Here is a 26,083-nt window from a genome sequence, read left to right as displayed (position 1 = left end):
ACGACTCATGGACAAGATCGACCACGTGCTGATCGTCGACGACGACCGCGCGATCCGCGAACTGATCGCGGATTACCTGGAGAAGAACGGCATGCGCGTGTCGCTGGCCGCGAACGGCCGCGAGATGCGCAACGTGCTGGACGACGGCGCGCCCGACCTGATCGTGCTCGACCTGATGATGCCGGGCGAGGACGGCCTCACGCTGTGCCGCGACCTGCGCGCCGGCAAGTTCCGCACGGTGCCCGTGCTGATGCTCACCGCCCGCGGCGAGGAAACCGACCGCATCATCGGCCTCGAGATGGGCGCCGACGACTACCTGGCCAAGCCGTTCGCGGTGCGCGAACTGCTCGCGCGGATCCGCTCGGTGCTGCGCCGCGCGCGCATGCTGCCGCCCGGCATGCAGGTGACGGAAACGGCCGAAATGCTCGCATTCGGCGAATGGCGGCTCGACACGACCGGGCGCCACCTGCTCGACGCGGAAGGCACGCTGGTCGCGCTGAGCGGCGCCGAATACCGGCTGCTGCGCGTATTTCTCGACAACCCGCAACGCGTGCTGACGCGCGACCAGTTGCTCAATCTCACGCAGGGCCGGCAGTCCGATCCGTTCGACCGGTCGATCGACCTGCTCGTGAGCCGGCTGCGCCAGCGGCTGCGCGACGGCGCGCGCGAACCGCGCTACATCAAGACGCTGCGCAACGAGGGCTATGTGTTCTCGTCGGCCGTGACCGCCGTCGACGGTACGCCATGAGCGCGCGCATCCCGTGGCACTGGCCGCGCTCGCTGTTCGCGCGGCTCGCGCTGATCCTGTGCGTGGGCCTCGCGCTCGCGCAGACGCTGTCGTTCTGGCTCACCGTGACCGAGCGCGACCAGGCGACCACCAACCTGATGATGGGCTACATCGAGCGCGAGGTCGCGAGCTCGGTCGCGCTGCTCGACCACCTGCCCCCGGCCGAGCGGGCCGCGTGGGTGCCGCGCCTCGCGCGGCGCAGCTACGCGTTCATCCTCGGGCCCGGCGAGACCGGCACGCCGCCGGAAGCGCGGCTGTCGGCGCGCGTCGAGCGCTCGATTTCCGACGGCATCGGCGGCGACTACCCGCTGACCGCGAACGCGATTCCCGGCGACCGAGAACATCTGCAGGTGCATCTGCGGCTGACCGACGGGTCGCCGCTGACGATCGACATCCATCCGATGTCGACGGTGCCGCTGTCGGGCTGGCTGCCGGCCGTGCTCGTGCTGCAGCTCGCGGTGCTGGCCGCGTGCTGCTGGCTCGCGGTGCGGCTCGCGACGCGGCCGCTCAAGCAGCTCGCGCAGGCCGCGGATGCGCTCGGCCCCGACCTGAAGGGCGAGCGGCTGAACGAGGACGGGCCGTCGGAAGTCGCGCGCGCCGCCCGGGCGTTCAACGCGATGCAGGATCGCATCGCGCAGTACATGGCCGAGCGCATGCAGATCCTCGCGTCGATCTCGCACGACCTGCAGACGCCGATCACGCGGATGCGCTTGCGCGCCGACATGATGGACGACGACGCGCAGGGCGCGAAGCTGCGCCAGGACCTGCTCGAGATGGAGCATCTGGTGAAGGAGGGCGTCGCGTACGCGCGGACGCTACATGGCAACGAGGAAGCCGCGCGCCGCATCGATCTCGATGCGCTGCTCGACAGCATCGTGTGCGACTACACGGATGCGGGGCAGGACGTCGCGCTGCACAGCCGCACGCCGCTCGCGCTTGTCACGCGGCCGAAGGCGCTGCGCCGCATCGTCGGCAACCTCGTCGACAACGCGCTGAAGTTCGCGGGCGCGGCCGAGATCGACGTGCACGCCGCGCCGGACGGCGGCGCGGTGATCGCCGTGCTCGACCGCGGGCCCGGCATTCCGGACGATCAGCTCGACGCGGTGTTCGAGCCGTTCCGGCGCGTGGAGACATCGCGCAACCGCGAGACGGGCGGCACGGGGCTCGGCCTCGCGATCGCGCGGCAGCTCGCGCTGGCGATGGGCGGCACGCTCACGCTGACCAACCGGGCGGACGGTGGCGGGCTCGAGGCGCGGCTGACGTTGAGGAATGCGGCGTGATGGGATGCGGTGAGCGAGCGGTGCGGTTTCAGGTGTGCGCCGAAATCGAAACCGGCGCTGCCGTTGAAGCTGCCGTGTGCGGTGTCACACGCGCTGCAGATGCGCGTCGACGACCGGTGCGAGCGTCTGTGCATGCACGGCCGCGAGATCGTGCCGGCCGCCATGCAGGACATGCAGCCGCGCGTCGGGCAGTCGTTCGAGCAGGCGCCGGCCGGCCGCGATGGGGCTGATCGGATCGTCGTCGCCCCACAGCAGCAGCGTCGGCTGCGCGATGCGGCCGATATCCCGCGACAGGTCGGCACGGAACGTCAGGAACCAGTCGGGAAGCTGCGGGTTGGCTTCCGCGAAACCGGTGCGCCAGTCCTGCGCGCCGAGCCCGGCCATGTCGAGGCCGCCGGACGTGACCGTCAGCACGAGGTGCGTGATCAGTTCGGGCTTGTCGAGCGCCGCGCGCATCGCGATCACGCCGCCCATCGATTGCGCGATCACGGCGGTCGGCCGGTCGATCGTTTCCAGCACATGACGCACGAGGCTGTCGAAATCGTCGACGGCCGGATCGCGCGGCGTGTCGCCGAAGCCCGGGTAGCCGACGATCCGGCGCTCGGCCGGATGCGTGAGAAGGCCGGCGAGCGGTTGCCAGAAAGCGGTGCTGCCCGATGCGCCGGGCAGGAAGAGCAGTTGCGACGGAACGGGCATGGCGGTGCGGTTTCCCGGTGAGTGAAGTGACGCGGAAGGGCGCGCGACGTGAGCCGGGCGCATCAGCACCGGCCGGTGCGCAGCGCGACGGTCCAGTCGTCGCGCCCGCGCGAGGCCGCGGTGGCGGCCGCCGTGTGCCAGTCGTATTCGACCGCATGGAATTCGACGGTCCAGCCGGCGGCCGTGCGCGACACCATCGCGTAGCGCGCATGCGGCGAGCCCGTCTCGATGCGATGCGGATGCGGCAGGTCGTCCGTGTAGGCCTGCAGCCCGACGCTGCCCGGGTTGACGATCAGCCGGCCGTCGTCGAGCCTGGCCGTCCGCGGGATATGCGTGTGGCCGCACAGGATCAGCGACGCCGGTTCGTCACCCGCGCGCCGCGCGATTTCATCGGGCGTGGCCGCGCGGCAGCCGTCTGGCGTGACCGTTTCGAGGAAATAGACGAGGTCGCTGTCGGGCGTGCCGTGCACCATCAGCACGTCGTCGCCGAGCGTCATGCGTTCGGGCAGCGCGGCGATCCAGTCGAGATGATCGGCGCGCAGCGTGTCGTGCGCCCAGCGATCCGACAGCCGCATCGACGCGCGATCGCCGGTGAGCAGTTGCCGCTCGTGATTGCCCTTGATGGTCGGCAGGTCGAGCGCGATCAGGCGGTCGGCCGTTTCGGGCGGATGGAGCGCGCCGGACAGGATGTCGCCGAGATTGACGATCACGTCGGCGCCGCGGCGGCGGACGTCGTCGAGCACCGCGTCGAGTGCGGCGAGGTTGCCGTGGATGTCGGACAGCGCGGCGATTTTCATGGTGGGTCGTCGGGAAGGGAACGGCGATTGTCGCCAATTCGGCGCAGGCCGTCCAATGGCGTGCGCATGCGAAGCAGTGAGCGGTTTGGCGTGTGACGCCGCGATTGGTGTGTCAGTCGGTCGCGAGGCGCGCGTACATCGCGAAATCGCCCGGCGTGCCGCGCACGATCTTGTACGCGCGCAACAGCCCTTCGTAGCGGTAGCCGCATTTCTGCAGCACGCGCGCGGAGCCTGCGTTGCTGGTCAGCACGACGGCCTGCATGCGCATGAAGCCGTCGGCGAATGCCCACTCGGTGACGGACGTACACAGCGCGCTCGCGATCCCGCGCCCCCAGTGCGACGGCGCGAGGTCGTAAGCGATTTCCGCCGAGCGGTTCACGGTCGAGACGGTATGCAGGCCGATCGTCCCGGCGAGCACGCCCGATGCGTCGTCGATCACGGCGAGACGCCGGATCGAATCGAGGTCCGTCGATTCGATGGCGTCGAACAGCGGCAGCAGATCGTCGGGCGAGCGCAGGTTCCAGCTCGTGTGGCGGTAGACGTCGGGGTTCGTCAGGTATGCGTACCACGCGCCGAGGTCGGTGCGTTCGATCTGGCGGAGCGACAGGCCGGGAAAGCCGGAGCGGGGCGGCGCAGCGATTTTCATCGGCATCCGCGCCTACGCCGCATGACGCCGGTACAGCGCCAGCGACCCGGCGAGCGCGAGCAGCATCGCGCCGCACGTGCGTTCGAGCCACAGCGCCCCCGCGCGCTTCAGCAGCCGCACCGCGCGTGCGCCGAGCAGCGCGTAGCCGAACATCACGACCCCGTCGAGCAGCGCGAACGTGACCGCGAGCGCGACGTATTGCGGCGCGAGCGGCGCGGACGGATCGAGGAACTGCGGCAGGAAGGCGGAGAAGAACAGATAGCCCTTCGGGTTCGTCACCGCCGTGAGGAAACTCTTCGCGAAGATCGACGCGTTGCGCCCGGATGTGTCGCCGCCGTGCGCGGCGGCGACGTCGAGCGAGCCCTTCGACATCAGCAGCCGGATGCCGACGTACGCGAGATACGCGGCGCCGAGCCACTTCACCACCGAGAACCAGAACGCCGACGCCATCAGCAGCGCGCCGAGTCCCAGCGCGACCGCGACGATCAGCACGAAGTCGGACAGCATCGCGCCCGCGAAGCCGTAGGCCGCGCGGCGCACACCGTAACGCGAGCCGTTGGTCAGCGCGAGCAGCACGGTCGGGCCGGGTGTCGCGATACCGACGAACGCGACGGCGGCGAAGATCAGCAAAGTCGTCTCATGCATGAAGGCACTCCCGGTGGATGGCGGCGCGTTCGATTATCGGTTGCGCCCGCCCGGGCTGTACAGGTGCGGCGTGCTGCGCACAAGGTCGCCCGCCCGACTATCTCGATTTTGGCAAGAAACTGTTTTCATTATTGTGCTTTCGACGGGAACCGGTTCCAACTACCATGGCGGCCGCAGTGGGCATGCCCGCCGCGTCGTCGCGCGCGGACGCGGCCGGCCTCGCACCGCCGGCACATCTCGTCGCCCGCGCGCTACTCGCAACTGACAGCCAGAACAACGGGTTCAACGCCCGGAGACACGACAATCATGAACAAGCAACTGATCGCAGCCCCGCTGCTGCTCTCGCTCGCGGGCATCGCCGCCGCGCAAAGCTCCGTCACGCTGTACGGCATCGTCGATGCGGGCGTCACCTATCGCAGCAACGAGCGGGTCGGCTCCGCGGGTGCGTACACCGGCCATTCGAGCGTCGGGCTCACGACCGGCAACCTGTCCGGCAGCCGCTGGGGGATCAAGGGTTCCGAGGATCTCGGCGGCGGGATGCGCGCGCTGTTCGTCCTCGAGAACGGCTTCGACATCACGAACGGCACGTCGGGGCAGGGTGGCCGCCAGTTCGGCCGCCAGGCATTCGTCGGCCTCGGCAGCGACCGCTACGGCACGGTCACGCTCGGCCGCCAGTACACGTCGCTCGACGACTTCGTGAGCCCGGTCGGCCCGTCGTCGTTCATCGGCGGCTTTGGCGCGCACCCGGGCGACATCGACGACCTCGACCAGACCGCGCGGGTCGACAGCTCGATCAAATACACGAGCGCCAACTACTCGGGCTTCACGTTCGGCGCGCTGTACGGCTTCGGCAGCCAGCCGGGCAGCATGAAGCAGCGCAATACGTGGAGCGTCGGCGCGGCGTACGCGGCGGGCCCGCTGCGCGTCGGCGTCGGTTACGAGCGGTCGGACAACAGCAAGACGGGTGCGACCGACCCGACGGCCGGCAAGTGGCAGAGCACCGACGACGGGCTGTTCAACTCGTCGATCAACGAAGGCTATGCGAGCGCGCAATCGCAGCAGATCATCGCGACCGGCGCGACGTATGACTTCGGGCCGGCCGTCGTCGGCGTGAACTACAGCAACGTGCAGTACCGCAGCGGCGGTCAGTCGCTGTTCACGGGCCACGCGACGTTCAACGTCGCCGGCGTGTTCACGCGCTGGAACGTGCGTCCGCAGACGCAACTGTTCGCAGGCTACAGCTACACGCGCGGCAGCGATGTCGACGGCGTGGACGACCGCGCGCAGTATCACAACGTCACGCTCGGCGCCGTCTACGACCTGTCGAAGCGCACCAGCGTGTACCTGCTCGGCGCGTACCAGCATGCATCGGGCATGACGCTCGACGCGCTCGGCCACCCGGTGGCCGCGACCGCGTCGGTGTCGGACAAGGCGAACGGCCACTCGTCCGATTCGCGCTCGCAGGCTGTCGTCAGCCTTGGCCTGCGCCAGAAGTTCTGACGTAAAGCGATCGTTGCGGACGCAACGTTGCCCGCAGCCGATGCCGGCAACGTTGCATGAAGGCTCCTGACCTGTCGCCGCCTTTCCTGGACTACCGGCACCGCGTGATCGACGTCGTCGACGCGCTGCCGAAATGCCTCGACGGCTGGGCCGGCCCGACGCTCGACGACGCGAACTGAACGATCGCGGCCGCGTGCCGGCATGGCCGGCGCGCGGTTGTTTGGTTTGCTCCACCGTATTCCGCTTTCCTCCCCCTTCCCCCCGCCGCATGCCGCCGTGCCGAATCGCGACGACGCGATTGCACCGGGTATTATTTTTTCTCTTTCATTTCAATTTCGATTTGTAATCATTTGGCCCATTTCCGGGGAATGAAAAAGACCATGCGGGTATTTCAGAAAAAATGACGCATTCTTATTGAGTGAGTCGGAAGAAAATGCCGGGGAAAAAGCGCCGAAACCGTGCGCCCGGCAAGCTGCTGCGGCGCGGTGAGCGGGTTTGACCATCGTTGACGGAAAAGCGCCGGACGGCAAAAAGAACGGAGTGAATAATTCTGGAGAGCGGCGAATGTGCTTTAGCCGGAATCACCAATATTTCACGTGCCGCGATTTACAGTGTCGACCATTGAACGTTCGGGAGCATTATTCATGTCAATGAAACAAATTCGGGCGGCGTTGCTGGGAATGTGCATGGCAATGCTGGCGCCGGCGAGTCACGCGCAGGTGCAATACTCGACCGACTGGCTCGCGAACACGTACGGCACGCTGGCCCAGCACGTCGGCAATGCCGCGCGCTCGATGTGGGTCGCGCCCGAGGGCGTGATCTATACGTCGTCGCGCTGGGACGAGAACGCGGGCGGCGTCGCGCTCTACCAGAATGGCCAGACGTTGGGCACGATCGGTATCCACGACGAATTCCAGGGCGGCGCGATTACCGGCAACGCGACGTCGATCTTCGTCGCGCTCGGCTATAACCGCAACTTCGGCAGCGGCTCCGTCGGCCGCTACGATCGCAGTACGAACAAACGCGACCTGCGTATCCCGGTCAGCACGTGGACGGGCCTCCCGAACCCGGACGTGATCACCGGCCTCGCGACGGCCGGCAACCTGCTGTACGCGAGCGATTTCTACGGCAACCGCGTGCGCGTCTATACGACCGACGGCGTCTGGCAGCGCGACATCGGCGTGACCGGGCCCGGCGCGCTGGCGCTCGATGCGGCGGGCAACCTGTGGGTCGCGCGCATGAGCGCGGGCGTGGTCGTGCAGTACAGCGCCGCCGGCACGCTGATGAACACGATCCAGATGGCGGCCGGCGCGCGGCCGTCGGCGCTGTATTTCGATGCGTCGACGGGGCAGTTGCTGGTGGGCGACCAGGGCCCGGACATGAACATCAAGCTCTACAGCCTCGCCGGGTTGCCGCAGCAGATCGGCACGTTCGGCGTGCAGGGCGGCTATCTCGACACGACCTCGGGCATCAAGGGGCAGGTCGGCGACAAGCGCTTCACGCGCGTGGTCGGCATCGGCAAGGATTCGGGCGGCAACCTGTACGTGCTCAACAACGCGTGGGGCGGCGGCTGGGATCTCGGGCGCAACGGCAGCACCGATCTTCATTCGTACAGCCCGACGGGCGCGCTGCAATGGAAGCTGCAGGCGCTGAACTTCGAGGCGATCGCCGCGCCCGACCCGTCGACCGACGGCGCGTTCTTCTACAGCGGCAACAACGTGTATACGGGCTCGGCGGGCGGCACGTTTGTCGCGAACACGGTCGACCCGTTCACCTATCCGAAGGACCCGCGCCTCGACATGAACGACTACCAGCGCGGCCAGCATTTCGGCCAGCTCGTGATGGTGGGCGGCAACCGGATTCTCGTCGCGTCGGGCCAGAACCCCGGCAACTTCAATTTCTATTACTTCACGCCGGCGACCGGCTATATCGCGAATCCGGCCGGCTCGCTGCCGGGCAAGCCTTTCAACACGACGTTGCAGGTCACGACCGGTTTCGACATCGACGGCAACGGCGACGTGTGGGCCGGGCTGAACGGCACCAACGCGATTACCCGCTACCCGATGACGGGCTTCGATGCGACCGGCAAGCCGTCGTGGGGCAAGCCGGTGACGACGCCCGTGCCGAGCACCGTGGCGCCGACGACGCGCATCGTCTACCAGGCGGACAGCGACACGATGATCCTCGCGCAGGGCCTCGCGAACAACTGGGACTGGACCGCGATGAACGGGCACATCGAGGTCTATCACGGCTGGAAGAACGGCAACACGACCGCGCCGAACCCGGTGATCAACCTGACCAGCGCGAACCCGAAATCGATCGCGGCGGCCGGCCACTACCTGTTCGTCGGCTACGTGCACACGGTGCCGAACGTCGACGTGTTCGATCTCAACACCGGCGCGCTCGTGACGACGCTGACCAACTCGAACACGTCGGCGATGGACGTCGGCAACGACGTCGACTCGATGTACGGGATCCGCGCGTACCTGCGCTCGACCGGCGAATACGTGATCACGAAGGACAACTACAACGGCACCAGCATGATCGTGTATCGCTGGCATCCGTGAGCGCGTGGGCCGTGCCGCTCGGCTCAGCCACGGTCAATCGAAAATCGTCCCGGGCCCGCCGAGTAGAGCGCGAGAAGGCCGCCCATGATCGACAGATTCTTGTAGAAATGAATCATGTCGGTCATCTGTCGAGGGCCGTCGATTACCCAGAACGGATGCCCGATAATCGCGGCGCCGAGCGTATAGAGGGCGAGCAGCAGCGCGAGCGGGCGTGTATGGAAGCCAATCAGAATCGCAATCGCTACCACGACGTCCATTGCGATCAGGATCACAGCAGACAGCATCGGCAACGGGGCGTCGATGCGAGTCATGTAGGCGACTGCACCTCCGAAGTCGAGTAGCTTCGGAATTCCGATTTTCAAATAGAGCGAGATGATCAGCACGCGAGCGATCAACAGCAGGAAATCATGAAGTGTGTTTGACAGGAGTGGGCGGATTGTCATGGCTTGAGAGAGTTTGAGCGACCGGCACGCGCGCAGGGCGAGCCGGCCGCGAAGATTTCAGGTGGCGTTGTGACGCGCGCTGTCGTCCTTCTGCCCCACGCTGAAACGGATCTCGAGGATGGTCAATGCGGCCAGAAGGGCAATGAAGGCGGCCCCAGCGACCAGTTGGAACCCTGTGTGCAGGACGCCGCTGAAGGCGCCGCGCAAGACGTCGATGATGTGCTGGCCGTTGAACGGCGTGCCCGCCAGCGATTCGATGACGGCGGACTGTTTCTTCGGGTCGATGAGCAGTTGGGGATCTTCCAGCAGGCTGTTCAGGTGTCCGCCGAGCGTCCTCACACCCAACGCGTTCAATATCTGGGCCGTACCGGCCTTGTAGTGTGCCGATACCCAGGCGCCGAGCGCGGACAGCCCCACCATTCCGCCGATCATCCGGGTGGACTGGATGAGTGATGTCGCGATACCGACGCGCGTCTTCCCCGCGATCTCCTGCGTGAAAATATTGACGTTATTGAGGATGAGCCCCAATCCGACGCCCGCCCCGGACAACGAAATGATCAGAAGCGCATGCATGTTCGTCAGCGCGACGCATGACAAGCCATAGCAGGCCAGCACGAGCATCGAGAAGCCAGCGAGCACGATGATCGCAGGACGCTCGACGCGCGTGACGATGGCCGTATTGAGCAGGCTGCCGATCGCGATCGATCCGGCGAGCGGCGTCGATAGCTGGCCTGCTGCCGTGGCCGAAAGCCCGAAGCCGCTCTGGAGCAGCAGCGGCGCGTAGAAGATCGCCGAGAACATGACTGCGCCCGTCAGAAAGGATAGTCCGAGCAACGTCACGATACGTCGGTCGCCCAGCAGTTCGAGGGGTACCAGAGGTACGGTTGCGCGCCGTTCACAACGGACGAACAATGTGACCAGAACCGGCAAGCTCGCGATAGCAGCGCAACGGAGTTGCATCGACATGTCGTCAAGCTCGTTACCGAATACGAACAACAGGCATGCAAGTAACAAGGAAAGCGTCAGCGCGCCGGCGATGTCGATGCGGATCCGTGTTCCCGATGCCGGAGCGACGCGCGGAAGATAGCGCTGTGTGAAGTAGAGCGCGGCGACGCCTACCGGCAGATTGATCAGGAACGTCGAGCGCCAACCGTATCGATCGGTTAGCCAACCTCCGAGGGATGGCCCCGCGGCCGTGCCGATGCCATAGGCCGCGGCGAGTACTACCTGCCATCGAGCGCGCTCCAGCGGCGCGGGAAACAGGTCCGGTATGGACGCGAACGCGGTTCCCGTCATCATTCCCGCGCCGATACCTTGAAGCGCGCGCGCGGCGACGAGCGTAGCCATATTCGGGGCGGATGCGCATAAAACCGAGGCCACGGTAAAAGTCGCGACTGCCCCGACTACGAACGGTTTGCGTCCGTAGTAGTCGCCGAGCCGACCGAAAACCGGTACGGTAATCAGAGACGTCAACAGATACGCGGTCGCGATCCAGGTGTACCACTCGAAGCCGCCCAAGGTCGCGACGATCTGCGGCAATGCCGTACTGACGGTCGTTTGATCGAGCGCGACCAGCATATTGACGATCCCGATGCCTGTCATCGCCGCCAGCGATTGACCGAACGGGCGTGATGATGGGCATGGCGTGGGGGCGGGGGAGCGCGGTTCGTCGGCAAGAAGCGAGGGCGCGCCGCCGGTAGCCGGCGCTTTGACTGGGGGTTGCATGGTGCTTGGACTCGAATCGGTCGCGATCCGGGCTGGCGGATAGACGCGATGAAGATCGGGGAGGGAGAGGCGATATGATGGGCGCGACAGCTGAGGTAAGGAAGCCGAGTCGTCTCCGGCGTCGGCTTCCCGTCGCGTATCTCGATGCGTTACTGAACCTTTCTCGTGATAAGCAATTCCTTGCGCTCGACGAGCTCGGGGGAAAGCGCGCGATAGGCGGCAATGTGACGCGTATTCAGGTGAGCGTCGAGCGCCTCTTGGCTCTCCCAAATCTCGTGGAAGACGAAGGTGCGCGGGTCGCGCAGATCGCGACTTAGCTCGTAGCGGATCATGCCCGGATCGCCTTCGGTCGGGGCGAGGAGGCCGCGCAGCAGTGCTTCAAGTGCGGCTTCCTTTCCTGGTTTCGCTACGTTGATGGCGGTGACAACGATTTCAGACATGTTTTATGTTTGGTGATTCAGTTTGCTTCCAGCGTGCGCAACGGCTGGCCCTTGGCGCCGGCGAAGAACACAACCATCTCGGCTGGTTCGTCTGTCGTGTAGCCGTGGTGAATCGTTCCGACGGTGTCGGCGATCACCTGTCCCGAGGTAAACGTCGTCCGGGATTCACCGTTCTTTTTCTCCACGGTGAGGCGGCCGCTCAGCAGATAGACGGCATTGACGACACCGTGGCTGTGCCAGGGAAGCATCGTGTGAGCCGGGATCCGCACATATTGCACGTCGAGCAGCGGCGTACCCTCCGGATAGCGTGTGTAGTCGGCGCCATCCCAGGATTGCGACGTATGCGCAAGCGACGTGACCTCTACGCCTCCTTCGGACGCTCGCGCGCCTGAAGCGATCGACAAGGCGGTGATCGCAACTGCCCCGAGACAGGCAGGCCACTTCGGATGGGTCATTCTTTTCAACGTCGCGTATCGGTCCAGTTCTTTCAACATCAGTCGATGCACTCGGGTGTGTCCATTGCCGTTGTATACGGAGCGTCGAACGCGTCGGCAGGAGCGTGTTTCACTGATATTGCCGTCGAGGATTCGGCGTAGTAGCGGTTTGGCGACGGGAAGACGCCGACGGCCACTTCGATGACGAATGGACCGTCGCATGCCAATGCGTCGCCGACGGCCTGTTCGAGATCGACTAGGCTATCGACCTGACGTGCCGGGACGCCCACCGATTGGGCGAACCGTGTCCAGTCGTGGCGAGGCAACTTGCTGAATTGCTCCGCGACGGTCCGCTTGGTGATGGCGTCGATATGAATCGCGCCGTGAGCGGCGTTGTTCAGGACGATAAAGATCACCTTGATGCCGTACCGGGCAGCGGTTTGCATCTCCATGCCGTGCATCAGCATGCAGCCGTCCCCGGTCACCACGAGACAGGGACGATGCGGCGCGCCGAGTCTGACGCCTATTCCGGCTGCGACTGCCCAGCCCATCGGAGCCAGCGCGCTCGACGAGAAGTAGTTTCCGAGGCCGGACGAGAGCCAGTAGTGCGCCATGAAGATTCGATGCGCACCTGAATCGACGACAACGTTGGTGTCCTCGGGCACGAGGTTGCTGAGACTTCGGACGACGTCACCCGGATAGAGGGAAAGCGAATCGGATGCGCTTCCGATCGAGGTCGGCTCGAATCGATGATCGTAAAGCGGAACCGGCTTCACGCGCTCGAGCCACTCATCCCGATGAGCGAATGCTTTGTCGAATTCCCGGGTTGCGCCTGTCGGCATATGCGCAAGCATACGGAGGGTCGCGGTAATGCCGGAGAAAATGCTTCGGCTCGGAACGTGACCGGTTGCCGGCGCATTGAAGCTATCGTCGAAAATGATGAGTTCCTTGCCGGCGCTCAGCTTGTCGCTCCAGTTCAGACTATCGCGTTGATTGAGATCGCAGCCGAGAACGACGAGCGCATCGAGATCGGCGGAATTGATCAGTTGTATTGCTCGTGTGTGTCCCGAGAATCCATAGACACCCAACGCGAGAGGGTGCCGTTCCGGAAAGGCGCCTTTTCCGGATAAGGTTGTCGCAACCGGAATATTGAAGCACTCGGCAACCTTGAGCAGAACCCGGGCCGTCTCTGGATCGTTTCCGCGGCCACCGACGAGAAATGCGACCTTCTTTTCCTGAAAGAGATATTGCTTGCAAAGCGCTTGCACTGCGATCGGGTTGGCCGGGACATGGTTCGTATCCACGATACTTTGTGCGTACGGACGCTGCATGCGCTCGTTAGGGGCCGGCGCAGGTTGCTGCTGAACGTCCAGCGGGATGCTGATGAATGAACGGGCGCGGCGCATCCAGTTCAGACCGTCAGTAGCGCGACGCATTTCGGCCAGCAGATTGTGCTTGTTTTTCAGCTCAACAACGTCGTCCACGAGATTTTGTACGACGCTGCTTTCGGCAATTCCTCCCAGCGTACCGTCCTGGAAAGCACCTTTTCCCTCGGCATTCGACGATATGCCGCCGGCGAGATAGAGAACCGGGATCCGGTCGGCGAGGGCAGCCGCCATGCCGGGAACGAGATTCATCGTGCCGGGTCCGGAAATGGCGAGACACACGCCGAATTTGCGACTTGCTCTCGCGTAGCCATCGGCCATGAAAGCACTGCCGGTCTCGTGCGCGGCAACGATGCCACGCATTTCCGGCGTCTTGTCTATCGCGTCAAGCAACGGATAAACCATCTTTCCGGGGACCAGAAAAATGTGGTCGATGTGCAGCGACCGGAGGAGGTTCATAACGCTTCCCGAAACGTCGTATCGGGCCGGAATGTGAGTTGCCTTTTCCATCTTTTTATGCTTTTTTGATTTACAACGATCTAGCGAGTCGAATACGCCGGCTTTTTTTTCTAACCCTCGGTATGGGGAGGGAAATCGCGATTGCCGGAACACTGCGATATACCGTTTGGTACGGGGGCCTGATTATCTCTGTTGGAGAGTATTGGCTCAACTTGTATAATTGCATCCGAAGAATGCAAAACTGCTTTGACGAGAGAGAAGGTTATTCATGAATTGGGACGATGCCCGCGTCTTTTTGGCGGTTCATCGCGCCGGGACGCTGCGCGAGGCTGCCGTCGTTCTGGATGTCGATCAGGCAACCGTGGGGCGGCGGCTGATGGCACTGGAGAAGGCGCTGGGTGCGAAGCTCTTTCTCAAGACATCGTCCGGCTATGTCGTGACGCAGATCGGCGAGCATTCGCTGCAGGCAGCGCAAGAGATGGAGCGAGCGGCGTGCGAATTCGAGCGTCGAGCACATGGCTCGGACGACCGGCTCGAAGGGGAGGTTCGGGTGACGACAACCGATTCCCTGGCGATGGATTTTGTCGTTCCCGCGATACGCGCGTTACGGCGGAAATGTCCCGGAATACACGTCGTCCTGACGACTTCCGTGCAGGTGCTCAATTTGACGCGACGCGATGCCGACCTCGCGATTCGAACCGTGATGCCGGAAAATCCCGATCTTGTTCGGCGGAGGCTGGCCGAGTGGGAGGTTGGGCTGTTCGCGAGCCGCGAGTATCTGGATGGACGTGGCGCCCCCGAGATCGGATCCGCTTTCGAAGGTCATGATCTGGTCATCTACCAGCCCTCCATCACGTCCAACCAGGGACACTCGCTGTGCGGCGAGCCGATGGATCGAGGGCGCGTCGTCGCGCAAGTGAGTTCGAGCTTGATGCTGGCGACATCGATCCGGTCGGGCATCGGAATAGGCGAACTTCCGGTGTATATGGCGCACGAGGACGATTCGCTCGTACGCATCTGGTCCCACCGGACTCGAACCACGCCGTATCAGGTCTGGCTTGTGTCGCATACGGACCTGAACCGGACCGCCCGCGTTCGAGCAGTCACCGACGAGATCGCTGCTTCGTTCGACCGCTTTCGGTAGCAGCCGGGATCTCGCCGATACCGGGGGCGCTGGTTAATGCGGCAGGGTCTTGCGCGTTGCAAGCGCGCGCCGAGCGGCGTACCAGCGGGGCACGATCGCGACTGCGGCGACGATCGCGAAGAACGGAATGGCCGTCGCAAGCACGTGGCTGCCGGTACCGAGCAGGCCGCTGGAAACTGTGGCCGCGAGCGAGGCACTTCCGATCTGGAAGAAACCGACCAGTCCGGACGCCGTGGCGGCGCGCCCATGTTCGCTAGCGATGGCGCCCGACACGGCCAGCGACAGCGACGATCCGTTTGACAGACTGACGAGAAACATCGGTATCACGATCGCGACGACGCTTTTGAAATGCCATGACTCGCACAGGGCGAACGCAATTCCTCCGGCAACGAAGCAGCACACACCGGCCACGACGATCGAGTCGTAGGACATCCGATCGAGCATCCGCCGCGAGATCATGTTGGCGGAAATGATGCCGGCGGTAAGCGGCAGATAGAGCCAGCCGCTTTGCTGTTCCGACAGGCCCAGGCCGGAGAAGATGAACGGCGACTGCGTCAGGTAGACGAACCACGCGCAATAGATCGCACAGACGACGAGCGTATATCGGATGAACGTTCGATCCCTGAGCACGCTGGAAAAGCCGGCCAGCGGCACTGTGCTCTGTTGTCCCGGTGTGACGGGCGGCCGCGTTTCTTTCAGAAGAAGCTGTGCCAGCATGAGCGAGACTAGGCCAAATCCGGCGACGAAGATGAAGTCGCTTCGCCACCCGAACCAGGCTGCCAGATAGCCGCCGATTGCCGGGGCGATCGCTGGAGACAGCGAGACGAGCGGATACACGATGCTATAGACCTTGGCGGATTCCTTCTTGTCGCAGGTGTCGGCGATGATAGCGCGGCCGATGACGAGACCGGACGCCGCGCCGAGGGCTTCGAGCACGCGCCATCCGAGAAAGCTTTCAAAGCCGCCGGCATTTGCGCAGCCGATCGAGCCGAGAATGTAGAGAAGGATTCCGACAGTCAGCACGGGTTTGCGTCCCCATCGATCGGAGAGGGGGCCATAGACCAGTTGGGCGCAGGCGAGCGCGATCAGGTAGGCCGATACCGTCTGCGGCATCTGCCATGCACCGATTGAAAATTCATGAGCCATCGACGGCATCGCGGGCAAATAGACGTCGGACGCGATCAGGCCGAAGGCGCTCAACATGGAGACGACGAGTATGAGTGAGAAGTGAGACATATTCGCTGGGTTGGTGTGGCGGAACGCGTGAACGAATGGAGATGACGACGCGTACGGGCAGCCTCGAGAAAAGGCCGGGGCGATCATACGGCGTACGATGCGGTTCGGGATCGGATGGAATTGCATCGCTAGGATGCATTTTTGCGGGGCGCCGGGATTGATGCCGCGGATGTTGCGCAGAGAAGGGAGCAGAGCCGCCGCGTAGCGAGCGCGGAGCATCGATGCGGGGTTTGCGCGTGGGTCGCGGTTTGCGACCCACGCGCCCATCAGCCCCTCAAAACGACACCGTCGTCGTCAGCGTGACGAGCCGCGGCTCGCCGACCGCGATGATCAGGTTGTTGTTGCTCGACGGGTAGTAGGTCTTGTCGAGCAGATTCTTCACGTTGAGCTGGAAGCGCGTCGGGAACTTGCCGATCGTCGTTTCGTAGGCCGCGAATGCGTCGACGGTCACGTAGCCGGGCAGCGTGAAGCTGTTCGCGGTGTCGCCGGAGCGCGCACCGACCAGACGTGCGCCGCCGCCGAAGCGCCAGCGGCCGGGCAGGTTAGCGATCGCCGTGTCGTAAACCGCGAAGAGGCTGCCCGTATGGCGCGCAACGTTGGTTAGCGGCGTGTTGCTGTCGCGATCGGTCGCATTCGTGTATGCATAGCTGCCGATCACGCTCAGGTGGCGCGTGATCTGCCCCGCGACGTCGAGCTCGATCCCGCGCGAGCGCGCGGTGCCGATCGTCGACGTCAGATCGCCGACCGTGACCGCGACGTTGCGCTTGTCGATCTGGTAGACCGCGAGCGTACCGGTGATCGCCGGCTTCAGGCTGAACTTCAGCCCGGCTTCGAGCACGCGGCCGTATTCCGGTGCGAGCGGCGCCGCGACGTTCGTGGCGACGTTCGGCTTGAACGAGCGGCTCACGTTCGCGTAGGCGGTCAACGCCGGCGTGAGCGCATACGCGAGCCCGAACTGCGGCAGCCACACGCTGCCGCGCGAGCGGTCGGCGAACACGAACGGCCGCCCCATCCCCGATTCCTGCCGCCAGTTTTCCCAACGCAGCCCGCCTACCGCGGTGAGCCGGTCGGTGAGCTTCACCGAGTCCTGCACGACCATCGAATACGCATGCACCAGCGAGCGCGAATCGCTCTGCTTCGGGTTGGGCGTGCCGCCCGATGCGAGCAGGTCGTACACGGGATCGTAGAGATTGAAGCCCTTCGTCGCCTTGCCGCGGATCGTGTCGCCGCGGAAGCTGCGCTGCCGCTCGTATTCGCCGCCGATGTAGATCGCGTGATTCATGCCGGCGAGCGTCACGTTGCCGAGCAGGCCGAGCGTCGCGATCTGGTCGGAATCGTTGCGCCCGAGGTTCGCGTCGGATGAGCGCGTCAGTGCGCCGGTGGTGCTGTTGAACGCGGTGGCGCGGGTAATGTATTGATCGTAACGATCGCGGCCCCAGCCGTAGGTTGCACGCACGCGCCACGCATCGGAGAAGCGGTGCTCGACGCGCGCACGCAGCGTTTCCTGAATGCCGGTGCTCTGCGACCACGCTTCCTCGTAGCGGCGATAGCGCAACGCATCGTCGAGCTGGCCGTTCACGAGCACCGTGCCGCGATCGAACGGCGTCGTGTAGTCGACGTATTGGTAGCTGACGTCGATCGACGTGTTCGCGTCGTGCCACGACAGCGCGGGCGCGATCAGCGCGTCGCGCTGGCGGCCGAAGCTGCGCCAGTAGCGGCTCGTGTCGTACTGGCCGGTCAGCCGGAACGCGAGCGTGCCGCCCGCGACCTGGCCCGGGTGGCCGACTGGGCCTGTGAGATCGAACGTCGCGCTGCTGCCGCCGTGGCTCGTGCGCGAGGCCGAGATCGACCCGCCGAAGGCGTCTTCCGGCTTGCGCGTGACGAGGTTGATCACGCCGCCCGGATCCTGCATCCCGTAGAGCAGCGAGGCCGGGCCTTTCAGCACTTCGACGCGGTCGATCGTCGCCAGATAGCTGTGCAGCACCGGCGTGCGCACGCCGTCGACGAGCACGGAGCCGTCGTTGTTCGACCCGAAGCCGCGCTTGATGAACGCGTCGCGCGTGCCGCCGAGCGTGTTCGTTTGCGTGACGCCGCTGATGTTGCCGAGCACGTCGTCGAGCGTGCGCGCCTGCTGGTCCTGCATCACGCTGCTGCTGACCACCGCGACCGATTGCGGAATCTCCTTGATCGAACGGGTGTCGCCGCCCGCGATGCTCGTGGTGCGCGGCTGATAGCCGACCGTCGGATCGGCGGTTGCCGATGCGCTGACGCTGATCGCCGGGAGTTCGCGCGCGGCCAGCGGCGCGGGTGTGGCGGCGGCCGCGACGGGTTCGGCGTCAGCGCGTTCGGCGGCGGACGCATGCGTGCCGCTCGCGACGCACAGGGTGATCAGGGCAGGCAGGCTCGTGCGCCACGGACGCAGGGTCCGGGCACGGCGGGGTGTTCGGCGGGATGGCATGAATCGATGCAGGACGGAGTGCTAAGGATCGGGGCGCGGGCCGCGGCGTTTCGCCATGACCAGGACGCGAATAATATATGTAATGAGAATCATTTGCAATTGTAATGAGGGGGGCTGCGCCATGGGAACCTTGGTTGCCGGGCCGTCGGTCGTCTGCTACCGTAGCGACCAAAATCAGACGCAGTGAAATTCAATGAGAGAGCCGGGGGCCGCACCATGTCACCTTCCTGTCACGTCGCGTTCAGTGCGACGCTGCGCACCGCACACGACCCTGCGGGTGGAGAAGTGATTGCAGCCGTGTTCCGCCATTCGAACGATTAAAGCAACGGAAGCGAATTCATCGGGCGTTGCGCCGGGCAGCCGCCGAAGCGCCGTATTCCATCACTTCAACCACCACGCTTGACGGGAGACCACCCATGCGAAAAATTTCCGCGCCGTTCGCGGCGGCCGCGCTTGCGGCATGCACGATGCTGGCGGGCGTTTACCAGAGCGCCTGCGCCGCGTCGGACACCGAGCCCGCGATCGACGCGCGTTACGGCGCCGTGATCGAGGCCTATACGCAGGACATGGCCGCCGCGAAGACGAAGTACGACGGCAAGCGCCTCCTGTTCGTCGGCGCCGTGATCCGGATGGGCGGCGACCCGGGCGGCACCTATTTCGGCGCGCTGACGGCCGACGGCGAACAGTTCGACACGCATTTCGACGTGGCCGACCAGGATGCGCTGAAGCCGAAATTCCCCGGCGGCGAGATCAAGCCGTTCGTCACGTCGGCGGCGTTCCGCTTCAGTTGCGTGAACGAAGGCTATATCGATGCGCCGGTGCTGCCGGGGTTGAAGCTCTCGCACTGCCGGCTCGCCAACTGACCCTGCGCCGGCGCGGTGGCCGGCGTTCAGAACTTCTGCTGGATGCCGGCCATCACGCCGAGCTGGTTCATCCCGGTCCCGACCGTTCCGCCGGCAGCGACCGCGTTCGCCGCCAGCTTGCTGTTGAACATGTAGCCCACCGACGTATAGACGGTCGTCCGCTTCGACAGGAAATAGTTCGCGCGGCCGACGAGCAGCGTGGCATTCGTGCCGCCTTCGCTGTTTTCGCGGCGTTGCAGGTAGCGTACGCCCTGCAGGTCGAGCGCGAGGTAGGGCGTCGCGTAGTACGTGCCGCCCGCGAACACGATATCGGCCTGCAGGTGGTCGGCCGCCGCGAGATTGCGGCGAATCCACCCGGCGCCGAGTTTCGCCGGGCCGATCTTCACGTAGCCGGCGACGATGTCGCGCGTGTCGGTGTACGCCGGATTGTTCAGTGGGGCGAGCGCGCCGCCGCCGCCGCGCATCACGTCATGCGACGCGGCGATCCCGAAGTTGCTCGCGTCGTACGCGAGCATCGCCGTGTACTGGCGGCAGGCGACGATGTCGCCGGGCACCTGCCCGGCACAGCCCGTCGCCGACGGCCCGGCTGGGCCGGCCGCGTCGCGGCCGAAGCTGTAGGTGGCGCCGAGCGTCACGCCGTGGAACGTGCCCTTGTAGCCGATCGCATTGTCGCTGCGCGCGTTCGGCAGATAGGAATCGAAATCCGCCATCGAGTGAATCGACGGGCCGATCACGTCGGCATTGGTCAGCACGATCATCGACATGTTCATCTGGCGGCCGAGGGTCAGCGCGCCGAACGGCCCGTTCACGCCGACGTTCGCCTGTCGCCCGAACAGGCGCCCGCCGTAGTTCAGTGCGCCGCTGCCGGGCTGGAAACCGTTTTCGAGCACGAAGAAGGCCTGGTAGCCGCCGCCGAGATCCTCCGTGCCTCTCAGCCCCCACCGCGACGGCACCTCGCCGGTCAGCGTCGGCATGCCCGTGAACGATCCGCCGTGCGCGGCGTTGTTGTAGTAGGACACGCCGGTGTCGATGATCCCGTACAGCGTGACGCTGCTTTGCGCGCAGGCCGGCCCGGCCAGCGCCATTGCCGTCGCGAGCGCGACGCCCAGTTTCTTTTTCATGGCTGTCTCCAAACAGTATGTAGAAATACTTATCGATTTTTATAGTGACCCGGACGAATCCGGGATGCCGACAGGTATCGGCAAGACGGCTGGCGCCGCGTGTTACGACATCGCCGGGTCGCGTTGCCGGCGCGGCGCCGTGGCCCGCGCGCCCACCATGACGACGGCGATTGCCGCGCCGGCCATCGGCACGAGGAACGCGAGATAGAGATGGGACACGGACCAGCCGTCGTCCAGCAACGCACCGACCGTCATCGGCGACAGGATCGCGCCGAGGCGCCCGATGCCGACCGCGAGGCCGATGCCGGTCGTGCGGATTTCGGCGGGGTACGGCGTCGGCGACAGCGCGTACATGCCGGCCACGCACGCATTGATCACCGCGCCGAGGAACACCGCGACGGTCATCCCGATGCCGAGCGAGCCCGTGTTCGCGCCGAACACGACCATCAGCGCGCCGCCGAGCAGCAGGGTCGCGCCCAACAGGTTGCGCAGGCCGAAGCGCGTCGACAGCAGGCTGAAGAGCGAGGCGCCCGCAATGCCGCCGAGGTTGAGCAGGACGCCGCCGGTGACGCCCTGCGATGCCGACAGCCCGGCCTGGACCAGCAGCTTCGGCGTCCAGCTCACGACGAAATAGAAGCTGCCCATCACGAGGAAGAAGGCGATCCACAACGGGATCGTGCGGCGCGCGAGCGGTGCGCGGAGCACGGCCGTCCAGCTCGACGCGGGGCTTGCGGTGTCGATCGACGAGGCCGCGGGCGGCAGCGCGTCGATCGGTGCGCGCTTCATTCTCGCGAGGATGCGGTTGATTTTCTGCAGCGCGTGGTCCGGACGCCTTGCCAGCAGGAAATCGAGCGATTCCGGCAGCAGCGCGAGCACCATCGGGATCGACAGCAGGGTCAGGATGCCGCCGAACGCGAACACGCTGCGCCATCCCCACGTCGACAGCAAGTAGCCTGCAATGACGCCGCCAGCGGTGGCGCCGATCGCGTAGCCGGTCGACTGCATGCCGATCGCGGCGCTGCGCCATTTGTTCGATGCGTACTCGCCGCTGATCACGGTCAGGCTCGCCAGCATGCCGCCGATGCCGAGCCCCGTGTACGCACGCGCGACGGCGAGTTGCAGCGTGCTGTGCGTGGCCGCGCAGGCGAGCATCCCGGTCGAGATCACCGCGAGGCAGAGCAGGATGATGCGGCGGCGGCCGACGCGGTCGGCCAGCGGCGCGATCAGCACCGAGCCGATGCCCATGCCGGCCAGCCCGGCACTCAGCAGCAGGCCGATTTCCTTGCCGCTCAGTTTCCATTCGGCCGCCAGGTGCGGCGCGGCAAACGCGACGGCCAGCACATCGAAGCCATCGAGCATGTTCAGCACGACGCAGGCCGTGACCGCCATCGTCTGGAACGCGCTCATCGGGGATTCGTCGATCGTATTGCGGATATTGGCGCTCACGTCAAAGATCCTTCATAAAATAGTATGACTAATCAAATTGAATGGCATCGAAGCCGGCGGTAGCGAATGGGACGAAAGCGAATGCGTGGGTTGACGAGCATCCCCGGGGAACACCCGCTGCGGCCGGCAGGCGCCGCTAGCGCGCCGGCAAGATGCTTACGCGGGTTGGGGTTGCAGCAGCAGCCGCTCGATCACGCGCCGCGCACGGTTGGGGCCCGCGTCGACGTGAATGTCGAGTTGGCGACCATCCGGAAAGCGCAGCTGATTCCGGTATTGCGCTTCGATCACGGCCTTGTCCTCGTCGAACGTCGCCGCGGATTGCTCGATGACCGTTTGCGCGGTGCGCTCGACGTCGTGCTGCGGATTGGTCGCGACGGTCCAGAAGTAATGCGTCGTCGTTTCCGTTTCGGGCGTGATGCCGTGGAAGCCGCGCATGTGAAGGCCGCCGCGTGCCGGATCGTGCAGGTCGCCGGTGCCGGCGTCGATCGCGCCCGTCCAGATCCGGATGTGCGACACGTGGAACTCGATTTCCTGCCAGCGATCGACGCGGGCCGCGAACGGCCATGCGGCGGTGTAGGTCGGCGGCGGGACGGAATCCGGCATTCGTCGAACCAGCGTCACCGTGTCGCCGTCGCTGCTGACGCGGGTTTCCGCGCCCATATGCAGCGGGGCATTGCCGCCGATCGTTTTCAGATGGACATAGCCGAGGTGGCTCAGGTCCATCAGGTTGTCGTGAATCAGTTGATACGGCGCGTCGTAATGGTACTGGCCGCCGCCGAACCGGTATTGCGGATCCGTATGGAACGCGTAGCGTGGCGGCGCGCAGGTCGGTTGGGCGTGCGCGTCGGCGCCGATCCAGATCCACACGATCGCATCCTGCTCCTGCACCGGATACGACGACACGCACGCCTTGGCCGGAATCCGGTCCTGCCCGGGAATCTCCACGCATGCGCCGCCGCGGTCGAACAGCAGGCCGTGATAGCCGCAGCGCAGGCCGCGTGCTTCGAGCGAGCCGCACGACAGCGGCAGCGACTTGTGACAGCAGCGATCCTCCAGCGCACCGACTTCCCCGGACGGCAACCGGAACAGGACGACCGGATGGCCGAGCAGCGTGCGGGCGACGGGCTTGTCCGTCAGTTCGGATGACAGCGCGGCGACCCACCATCGGTCGGCCGGGAATTTAGCAGTATTGATTGATGGCCGGGCAGGTTGCGCCATTGATCGTCTCCAGTATGGTGATGGGCCGCCTCGAGTCGGGCGTGTCCGTCTACAGATCGAGTACCATCAGGTCGGTTCGTGCGCGCGAGCAGCAGGGCATGAACTGGTCGCCGGCGGCTTTTTCCTCGTCGGTCAGATACGCATCGCGGTGATCGGGCTCGCCTTGCAGCACGCGTGTCACGCACGTGCCGCAGACGCCTTGCTCGCACGACGTCAGCACGTCGACGCCGTTTGCCGCCAGTGCGGCGATGACCGTGCATTCGGCCGGCACGTCGATCACCTGGCCACTGCTCGCGATCCGCACCTGGAACGCGCGATCCGCGCCGGACGCCGCCACCGCGCCGCCGAAGAACTCGTAGTGCAGTCGCGCTTCCGCCCAGCCGCGCTCGCGCGCGGCGTTCAACACCGCATCCATGAAGCCGCGCGGCCCGCATACGTACAGGTGCGTGCCTTCGGGCGCCGCGGCGAGCACGGCGGCCAGGTCGAAGCGTTGCTCGGGCGCGCCGTCGTCGACGTGGAAGCGGGCACGATCACGGAACCCGGCCGCGTTGATCCGCTCGACGAAGGCCATGCGGTCGGTCGAGCGCGCGCAGTAATGCATGTCGAATGCGCCGCCGGACGAGAACAACCGTTCCGCCATGCTGAGGATCGGCGTGACGCCGATCCCGCCTGCGAGCAGCAGGTGGTGCGGCGCGTCGGGGGCGAGCGGAAACTGATTGCGCGGCACGCCGATCCGCACGGTATCGCCTTGCCGGACTGCATCATGAATGGCGCGCGACCCGCCGCGACCGTCGGCATCGCGCAGCACGGCGATCTGATAGCGGTCGCCGTGCTCCGGGTGGTTGCACAGCGAATACTGGCGCACGAGGCCGCCCGGCAGATGCACGTCGATATGGGCGCCGGCGTCGAATCGCGGCAGCGGCGAGCCGTCATCGCTGACGAATTCGAAGCCGCAGATGTCGCGCGCTTCCTGCCACTTGCGGGCCACGCGGACCGTCAGCGTCGCGGTGCTCATGACGCCTCCTTGACCTGCGCGACCGGAATCACGGTCCGCGACGGGCTCGACGCGAGCTCGTCGGCGAGCAGCCGCTCGATCACCTTGCGCGACAGCACGCCGCCGGCATCGATGTTGAGCTTGAGCAGCTTGCGATCGGGCCACTTCTCCAGATTGAGCTGCTGGCGCTCGAGCATCTCGAGATCCTCGGCGAAGATCTTGCCCTGGCCTTCGCGGATTTCGGCGGTCAGGGCGTGATCGTCGGGCCGGAAGTTGCGCGCCATCCCCCAGAAGTACCAGATCGAGGTGTCCGTCTCGGGCGTGATGAAATCGACGACGATCGACGACGCCTTCAGGTCGGCCGGCGCGTCGTAGCCGCCGTGGCCCGCATGCGCGACGCCCACTTCGATCATCACGTGGCTCGGCGGCGCGAAGCGGCAGATCTGCCAGCGGTCCACCGGTACGTCGTCGGCCAACCCGTTGCCGCGCAACGCCATCTGCCAGAACGGCGGCGGCATCACGTTCTCCATGAAGCGGCTCGTGACGACTTCGTCACCGTGGCTGGTGGTCTTCGGCGGTGCTTCGTCGATTTCCTTCTGGCCGATGCTCGACGCATGCACGTAGGTTTCGTGCGTGAGGTCCATCAGGTTGTCGATCATCAGCCGGTAGTCGCAGCGGATGTGATACAGGCCGCCGCCGTGGGCCCAGGCCGGGTCTTCCGCCCACGCCAGCGCGGGCAGTTTCGCGGGATCGGCTGCCGACGCATCGCCCGGCCAGACCCAGATGAATCCGTACCGCTCGACCGCCGGGAAGCTGCGAATCGGCGGGAAGCCGCCGACACGCTGGCCCGGCATGCCGGCCGCCTTGCCGTTGCAGCCCATTTCCAGCCCGTGATAGCCGCACACGAGTACGCCGTCGCGCACGAATCCCAGCGACAGCGGTGCACCGCGGTGCGGGCAGAAGTCCTCGAGCGCCGCGACCTGGCCATCCGCCGCGCGGTAAAACACCATCGACTCGTTGCAGATCTTGCGGCCCAGCGGCTTGCCGTCGATTTCATCGGGCGTGCACGCCACGTACCAAGCATTCTTGAGAAACACGTTCGTCGTCTCCGTCAGGTCGATGCCGCTGGTACGCGGCATCTCAATATTCCGTGTACTGAATGAGATTCAGTGTACTCATCGAGATTGGCGGGGGCAAGGCGAGCGGTATACTGGTTTTCCCGGGAAATGGCGCGAGGCAGCGCCATGCCGTCGGCGCGCGCCACCGGCACGCGCCGCTTACGTCATCGACTCATTCATGAAAAAAACGAATCCCGCCGACGCACCGGCTTTCCCGCTCGATCTGTACGACGAACCCGGGCACCTGATCCGGCGCGCACACCAGATCGCGGTTGCGATGTTCTACGAGAAGCTGGGCCGGGACGTGACGCCGGTGCAGTACGCGGTCCTGCGGATGCTCTACGAGTGCCCGGGGCTCGATCAGGTGACGCTCGCGCAGCGGGTCGCGCTCGACACGTCGACGACCGCGGATATCGCGGTCCGGCTCGAAGCGAAGGGATTGATCGTGCGCGAAGTGCTGCCGCGGCGTCAGCGCCGCTTGGTGCTGACACCGGCGGGCGTCGAACTGCTTACGCATCTGATTCCGTCGGTGAAGGAATTGCGTGCCGGCCTGTTCGACGGGATGGGGGAGGACGATTCGCAGGAACTGGTGCGCCTGTTGCGCAAGTTCGTCCATTTGAACAACGAGCAGAGCCGCGCGCCGCTGCGCGTCGGCGACGAGTCGTAGCGGCCCCGAACCCC

The 26,083-nt window shown here is 65.4% G+C and carries 24 protein-coding genes; 8 read left to right on the top strand and 16 right to left on the bottom strand.

Features of this window, described 5'->3' with window-relative positions:
* Positions 1-7 precede the first annotated feature (7 nt).
* Complete coding sequence (locus tag LGM89_RS05030) at positions 8-748, top strand: response regulator (protein ID WP_034190595.1); 741 nt, start codon at positions 8-10, stop codon at positions 746-748.
* The gene (locus LGM89_RS05025; protein ID WP_089496209.1) at positions 745-2,067 is read left to right on the top strand and encodes an ATP-binding protein; all 1,323 of its coding nucleotides are present in this window, start codon (positions 745-747) and stop codon (positions 2,065-2,067) included. The genes LGM89_RS05030 and LGM89_RS05025 overlap by 4 nt, the downstream gene beginning before the upstream one ends.
* An 84-nt stretch (positions 2,068-2,151) precedes the next feature.
* Here the strand turns inward: LGM89_RS05025 and LGM89_RS05020 are convergent, their stop codons facing one another.
* The 4 genes from LGM89_RS05020 to LGM89_RS05005 form a co-directional block, all read right to left on the bottom strand.
* Positions 2,152-2,763, bottom strand: a complete 612-nt coding sequence (locus tag LGM89_RS05020; protein WP_226272438.1) for an alpha/beta fold hydrolase — start codon at positions 2,761-2,763, stop codon at positions 2,152-2,154.
* Positions 2,764-2,825: 62 nt separating this feature from the next.
* Complete coding sequence (locus LGM89_RS05015; RefSeq protein WP_226272437.1) at positions 2,826-3,560, bottom strand: metallophosphoesterase family protein; 735 nt, start codon at positions 3,558-3,560, stop codon at positions 2,826-2,828.
* Positions 3,561-3,672: 112 nt separating this feature from the next.
* Positions 3,673-4,206, bottom strand: a complete 534-nt coding sequence (locus tag LGM89_RS05010) for a GNAT family N-acetyltransferase (protein ID WP_226272436.1) — start codon at positions 4,204-4,206, stop codon at positions 3,673-3,675.
* Positions 4,207-4,218: 12 nt separating this feature from the next.
* Positions 4,219-4,851: a LysE family translocator gene (locus LGM89_RS05005; RefSeq protein ID WP_226272435.1), complete on the bottom strand. Its 633-nt coding sequence runs from the start codon at positions 4,849-4,851 to the stop codon at positions 4,219-4,221.
* A 306-nt stretch (positions 4,852-5,157) separates the two neighbouring features.
* Here LGM89_RS05005 and LGM89_RS05000 point away from each other — a divergent pair, with 306 nt between their 5' ends.
* From LGM89_RS05000 to LGM89_RS04990, 3 genes are all read left to right on the top strand, one after another.
* Positions 5,158-6,351, top strand: a complete 1,194-nt coding sequence (locus tag LGM89_RS05000) for a porin (RefSeq protein ID WP_226272434.1) — start codon at positions 5,158-5,160, stop codon at positions 6,349-6,351.
* A 56-nt stretch (positions 6,352-6,407) separates the two neighbouring features.
* Positions 6,408-6,530 (top strand): hypothetical protein, encoded by a 123-nt coding sequence (locus tag LGM89_RS04995; RefSeq protein ID WP_413227457.1) that lies wholly within the window; start codon positions 6,408-6,410, stop codon positions 6,528-6,530.
* Between the two features lie 465 nt (positions 6,531-6,995).
* Positions 6,996-8,918 carry an SMP-30/gluconolactonase/LRE family protein gene (locus LGM89_RS04990; RefSeq protein WP_226272433.1) on the top strand — a complete coding sequence of 641 codons (1,923 nt, stop codon included), beginning with the start codon at positions 6,996-6,998 and terminating at the stop codon, positions 8,916-8,918.
* A gap of 23 nt (positions 8,919-8,941) precedes the next feature.
* On the opposite strand, the gene LGM89_RS04985 is transcribed toward LGM89_RS04990, so the two are convergent.
* The 5 genes from LGM89_RS04985 to LGM89_RS04965 form a co-directional block, all read right to left on the bottom strand.
* The gene (locus LGM89_RS04985) at positions 8,942-9,361 is read right to left on the bottom strand and encodes a DoxX family protein (RefSeq protein WP_089496216.1); all 420 of its coding nucleotides are present in this window, start codon (positions 9,359-9,361) and stop codon (positions 8,942-8,944) included.
* Between the two features lie 57 nt (positions 9,362-9,418).
* Entirely contained in the window at positions 9,419-11,086 is a 1,668-nt protein-coding gene (locus LGM89_RS04980) for an MFS transporter (protein ID WP_226272432.1), read from the bottom strand.
* Between the two features lie 149 nt (positions 11,087-11,235).
* Positions 11,236-11,526, bottom strand: coding sequence for a putative quinol monooxygenase (locus tag LGM89_RS04975; RefSeq protein WP_089496218.1), 291 nt, complete (start codon positions 11,524-11,526; stop codon positions 11,236-11,238).
* Between the two features lie 17 nt (positions 11,527-11,543).
* Positions 11,544-12,020, bottom strand: a complete 477-nt coding sequence (locus LGM89_RS04970; RefSeq protein WP_089496219.1) for a cupin domain-containing protein — start codon at positions 12,018-12,020, stop codon at positions 11,544-11,546.
* On the bottom strand, positions 12,020-13,855 hold the full coding sequence (locus tag LGM89_RS04965) for a thiamine pyrophosphate-binding protein (protein ID WP_089496220.1): 1,836 nt from the start codon (positions 13,853-13,855) through the stop codon (positions 12,020-12,022). Before LGM89_RS04965 ends, LGM89_RS04970 begins: the two co-directional genes overlap by 1 nt.
* Before the next feature lie 217 nt (positions 13,856-14,072).
* Here LGM89_RS04965 and LGM89_RS04960 point away from each other — a divergent pair, with 217 nt between their 5' ends.
* On the top strand, positions 14,073-14,948 hold the full coding sequence (locus LGM89_RS04960; RefSeq protein WP_089496221.1) for a LysR family transcriptional regulator: 876 nt from the start codon (positions 14,073-14,075) through the stop codon (positions 14,946-14,948).
* A 33-nt stretch (positions 14,949-14,981) separates the two neighbouring features.
* Here the strand turns inward: LGM89_RS04960 and LGM89_RS04955 are convergent, their stop codons facing one another.
* Both LGM89_RS04955 and LGM89_RS04950 read right to left on the bottom strand, forming a co-directional pair.
* Positions 14,982-16,451, bottom strand: coding sequence for a multidrug effflux MFS transporter (locus LGM89_RS04955; protein ID WP_226202107.1), 1,470 nt, complete (start codon positions 16,449-16,451; stop codon positions 14,982-14,984).
* A gap of 7 nt (positions 16,452-16,458) precedes the next feature.
* Positions 16,459-18,642, bottom strand: a complete 2,184-nt coding sequence (locus LGM89_RS04950; RefSeq protein ID WP_226272431.1) for a TonB-dependent siderophore receptor — start codon at positions 18,640-18,642, stop codon at positions 16,459-16,461.
* 416 nt (positions 18,643-19,058) lie between these two features.
* Here LGM89_RS04950 and LGM89_RS04945 point away from each other — a divergent pair, with 416 nt between their 5' ends.
* Positions 19,059-19,505 carry a hypothetical protein gene (locus LGM89_RS04945; protein WP_226272430.1) on the top strand — a complete coding sequence of 149 codons (447 nt, stop codon included), beginning with the start codon at positions 19,059-19,061 and terminating at the stop codon, positions 19,503-19,505.
* Positions 19,506-19,531: 26 nt separating this feature from the next.
* Here the strand turns inward: LGM89_RS04945 and LGM89_RS04940 are convergent, their stop codons facing one another.
* The 5 genes from LGM89_RS04940 to LGM89_RS04920 form a co-directional block, all read right to left on the bottom strand.
* Entirely contained in the window at positions 19,532-20,626 is a 1,095-nt protein-coding gene (locus LGM89_RS04940; RefSeq protein ID WP_226272429.1) for a porin, read from the bottom strand.
* 102 nt (positions 20,627-20,728) lie between these two features.
* Positions 20,729-22,072, bottom strand: coding sequence for an MFS transporter (locus LGM89_RS04935; protein ID WP_226272428.1), 1,344 nt, complete (start codon positions 22,070-22,072; stop codon positions 20,729-20,731).
* A 156-nt stretch (positions 22,073-22,228) separates the two neighbouring features.
* Entirely contained in the window at positions 22,229-23,290 is a 1,062-nt protein-coding gene (locus tag LGM89_RS04930; RefSeq protein ID WP_226272427.1) for a Rieske 2Fe-2S domain-containing protein, read from the bottom strand.
* Positions 23,291-23,339: 49 nt separating this feature from the next.
* Positions 23,340-24,305, bottom strand: coding sequence for a PDR/VanB family oxidoreductase (locus LGM89_RS04925; RefSeq protein WP_226272426.1), 966 nt, complete (start codon positions 24,303-24,305; stop codon positions 23,340-23,342).
* Positions 24,302-25,381 (bottom strand): Rieske 2Fe-2S domain-containing protein, encoded by a 1,080-nt coding sequence (locus LGM89_RS04920; RefSeq protein ID WP_226272478.1) that lies wholly within the window; start codon positions 25,379-25,381, stop codon positions 24,302-24,304. The genes LGM89_RS04925 and LGM89_RS04920 overlap by 4 nt, the downstream gene beginning before the upstream one ends.
* Before the next feature lie 199 nt (positions 25,382-25,580).
* Here LGM89_RS04920 and LGM89_RS04915 point away from each other — a divergent pair, with 199 nt between their 5' ends.
* Positions 25,581-26,069: a MarR family winged helix-turn-helix transcriptional regulator gene (locus LGM89_RS04915; protein ID WP_089496229.1), complete on the top strand. Its 489-nt coding sequence runs from the start codon at positions 25,581-25,583 to the stop codon at positions 26,067-26,069.
* Positions 26,070-26,083 lie beyond the last annotated feature (14 nt).

This window comes from Burkholderia sp. AU31624 (assembly GCF_020420065.1).
Taxonomy (GTDB): domain Bacteria; phylum Pseudomonadota; class Gammaproteobacteria; order Burkholderiales; family Burkholderiaceae; genus Burkholderia.
Note: the sequence above shows the minus strand (reverse complement) of the source record. Positions and strands in the feature narration are given on the sequence as shown.

Excerpts from the sequence above, each read along its gene's own strand:
- LGM89_RS05030 (WP_034190595.1), top strand. The coding sequence starts at position 8 with ATGGACAAGATCGACCACGTGCTGATCGTCGACGACGACCGCGCGATC.
- LGM89_RS05025 (WP_089496209.1), top strand. The coding sequence starts at position 745 with ATGAGCGCGCGCATCCCGTGGCACTGGCCGCGCTCGCTGTTCGCGCGG.
- LGM89_RS05020 (WP_226272438.1), bottom strand. The coding sequence starts at position 2,763 with ATGCCCGTTCCGTCGCAACTGCTCTTCCTGCCCGGCGCATCGGGCAGC.
- LGM89_RS05015 (WP_226272437.1), bottom strand. The coding sequence starts at position 3,560 with ATGAAAATCGCCGCGCTGTCCGACATCCACGGCAACCTCGCCGCACTC.
- LGM89_RS05010 (WP_226272436.1), bottom strand. The coding sequence starts at position 4,206 with ATGAAAATCGCTGCGCCGCCCCGCTCCGGCTTTCCCGGCCTGTCGCTC.
- LGM89_RS05005 (WP_226272435.1), bottom strand. The coding sequence starts at position 4,851 with ATGCATGAGACGACTTTGCTGATCTTCGCCGCCGTCGCGTTCGTCGGT.
- LGM89_RS05000 (WP_226272434.1), top strand. The coding sequence starts at position 5,158 with ATGAACAAGCAACTGATCGCAGCCCCGCTGCTGCTCTCGCTCGCGGGC.
- LGM89_RS04995 (WP_413227457.1), top strand. The coding sequence starts at position 6,408 with ATGAAGGCTCCTGACCTGTCGCCGCCTTTCCTGGACTACCGGCACCGC.
- LGM89_RS04990 (WP_226272433.1), top strand. The coding sequence starts at position 6,996 with ATGTCAATGAAACAAATTCGGGCGGCGTTGCTGGGAATGTGCATGGCA.
- LGM89_RS04985 (WP_089496216.1), bottom strand. The coding sequence starts at position 9,361 with ATGACAATCCGCCCACTCCTGTCAAACACACTTCATGATTTCCTGCTG.
- LGM89_RS04980 (WP_226272432.1), bottom strand. The coding sequence starts at position 11,086 with ATGCAACCCCCAGTCAAAGCGCCGGCTACCGGCGGCGCGCCCTCGCTT.
- LGM89_RS04975 (WP_089496218.1), bottom strand. The coding sequence starts at position 11,526 with ATGTCTGAAATCGTTGTCACCGCCATCAACGTAGCGAAACCAGGAAAG.
- LGM89_RS04970 (WP_089496219.1), bottom strand. The coding sequence starts at position 12,020 with ATGTTGAAAGAACTGGACCGATACGCGACGTTGAAAAGAATGACCCAT.
- LGM89_RS04965 (WP_089496220.1), bottom strand. The coding sequence starts at position 13,855 with ATGGAAAAGGCAACTCACATTCCGGCCCGATACGACGTTTCGGGAAGC.
- LGM89_RS04960 (WP_089496221.1), top strand. The coding sequence starts at position 14,073 with ATGAATTGGGACGATGCCCGCGTCTTTTTGGCGGTTCATCGCGCCGGG.
- LGM89_RS04955 (WP_226202107.1), bottom strand. The coding sequence starts at position 16,451 with ATGGGCGCGTGGGTCGCAAACCGCGACCCACGCGCAAACCCCGCATCG.
- LGM89_RS04950 (WP_226272431.1), bottom strand. The coding sequence starts at position 18,642 with ATGCCATCCCGCCGAACACCCCGCCGTGCCCGGACCCTGCGTCCGTGG.
- LGM89_RS04945 (WP_226272430.1), top strand. The coding sequence starts at position 19,059 with ATGCGAAAAATTTCCGCGCCGTTCGCGGCGGCCGCGCTTGCGGCATGC.
- LGM89_RS04940 (WP_226272429.1), bottom strand. The coding sequence starts at position 20,626 with ATGAAAAAGAAACTGGGCGTCGCGCTCGCGACGGCAATGGCGCTGGCC.
- LGM89_RS04930 (WP_226272427.1), bottom strand. The coding sequence starts at position 23,290 with ATGGCGCAACCTGCCCGGCCATCAATCAATACTGCTAAATTCCCGGCC.
- LGM89_RS04925 (WP_226272426.1), bottom strand. The coding sequence starts at position 24,305 with ATGAGCACCGCGACGCTGACGGTCCGCGTGGCCCGCAAGTGGCAGGAA.
- LGM89_RS04915 (WP_089496229.1), top strand. The coding sequence starts at position 25,581 with ATGAAAAAAACGAATCCCGCCGACGCACCGGCTTTCCCGCTCGATCTG.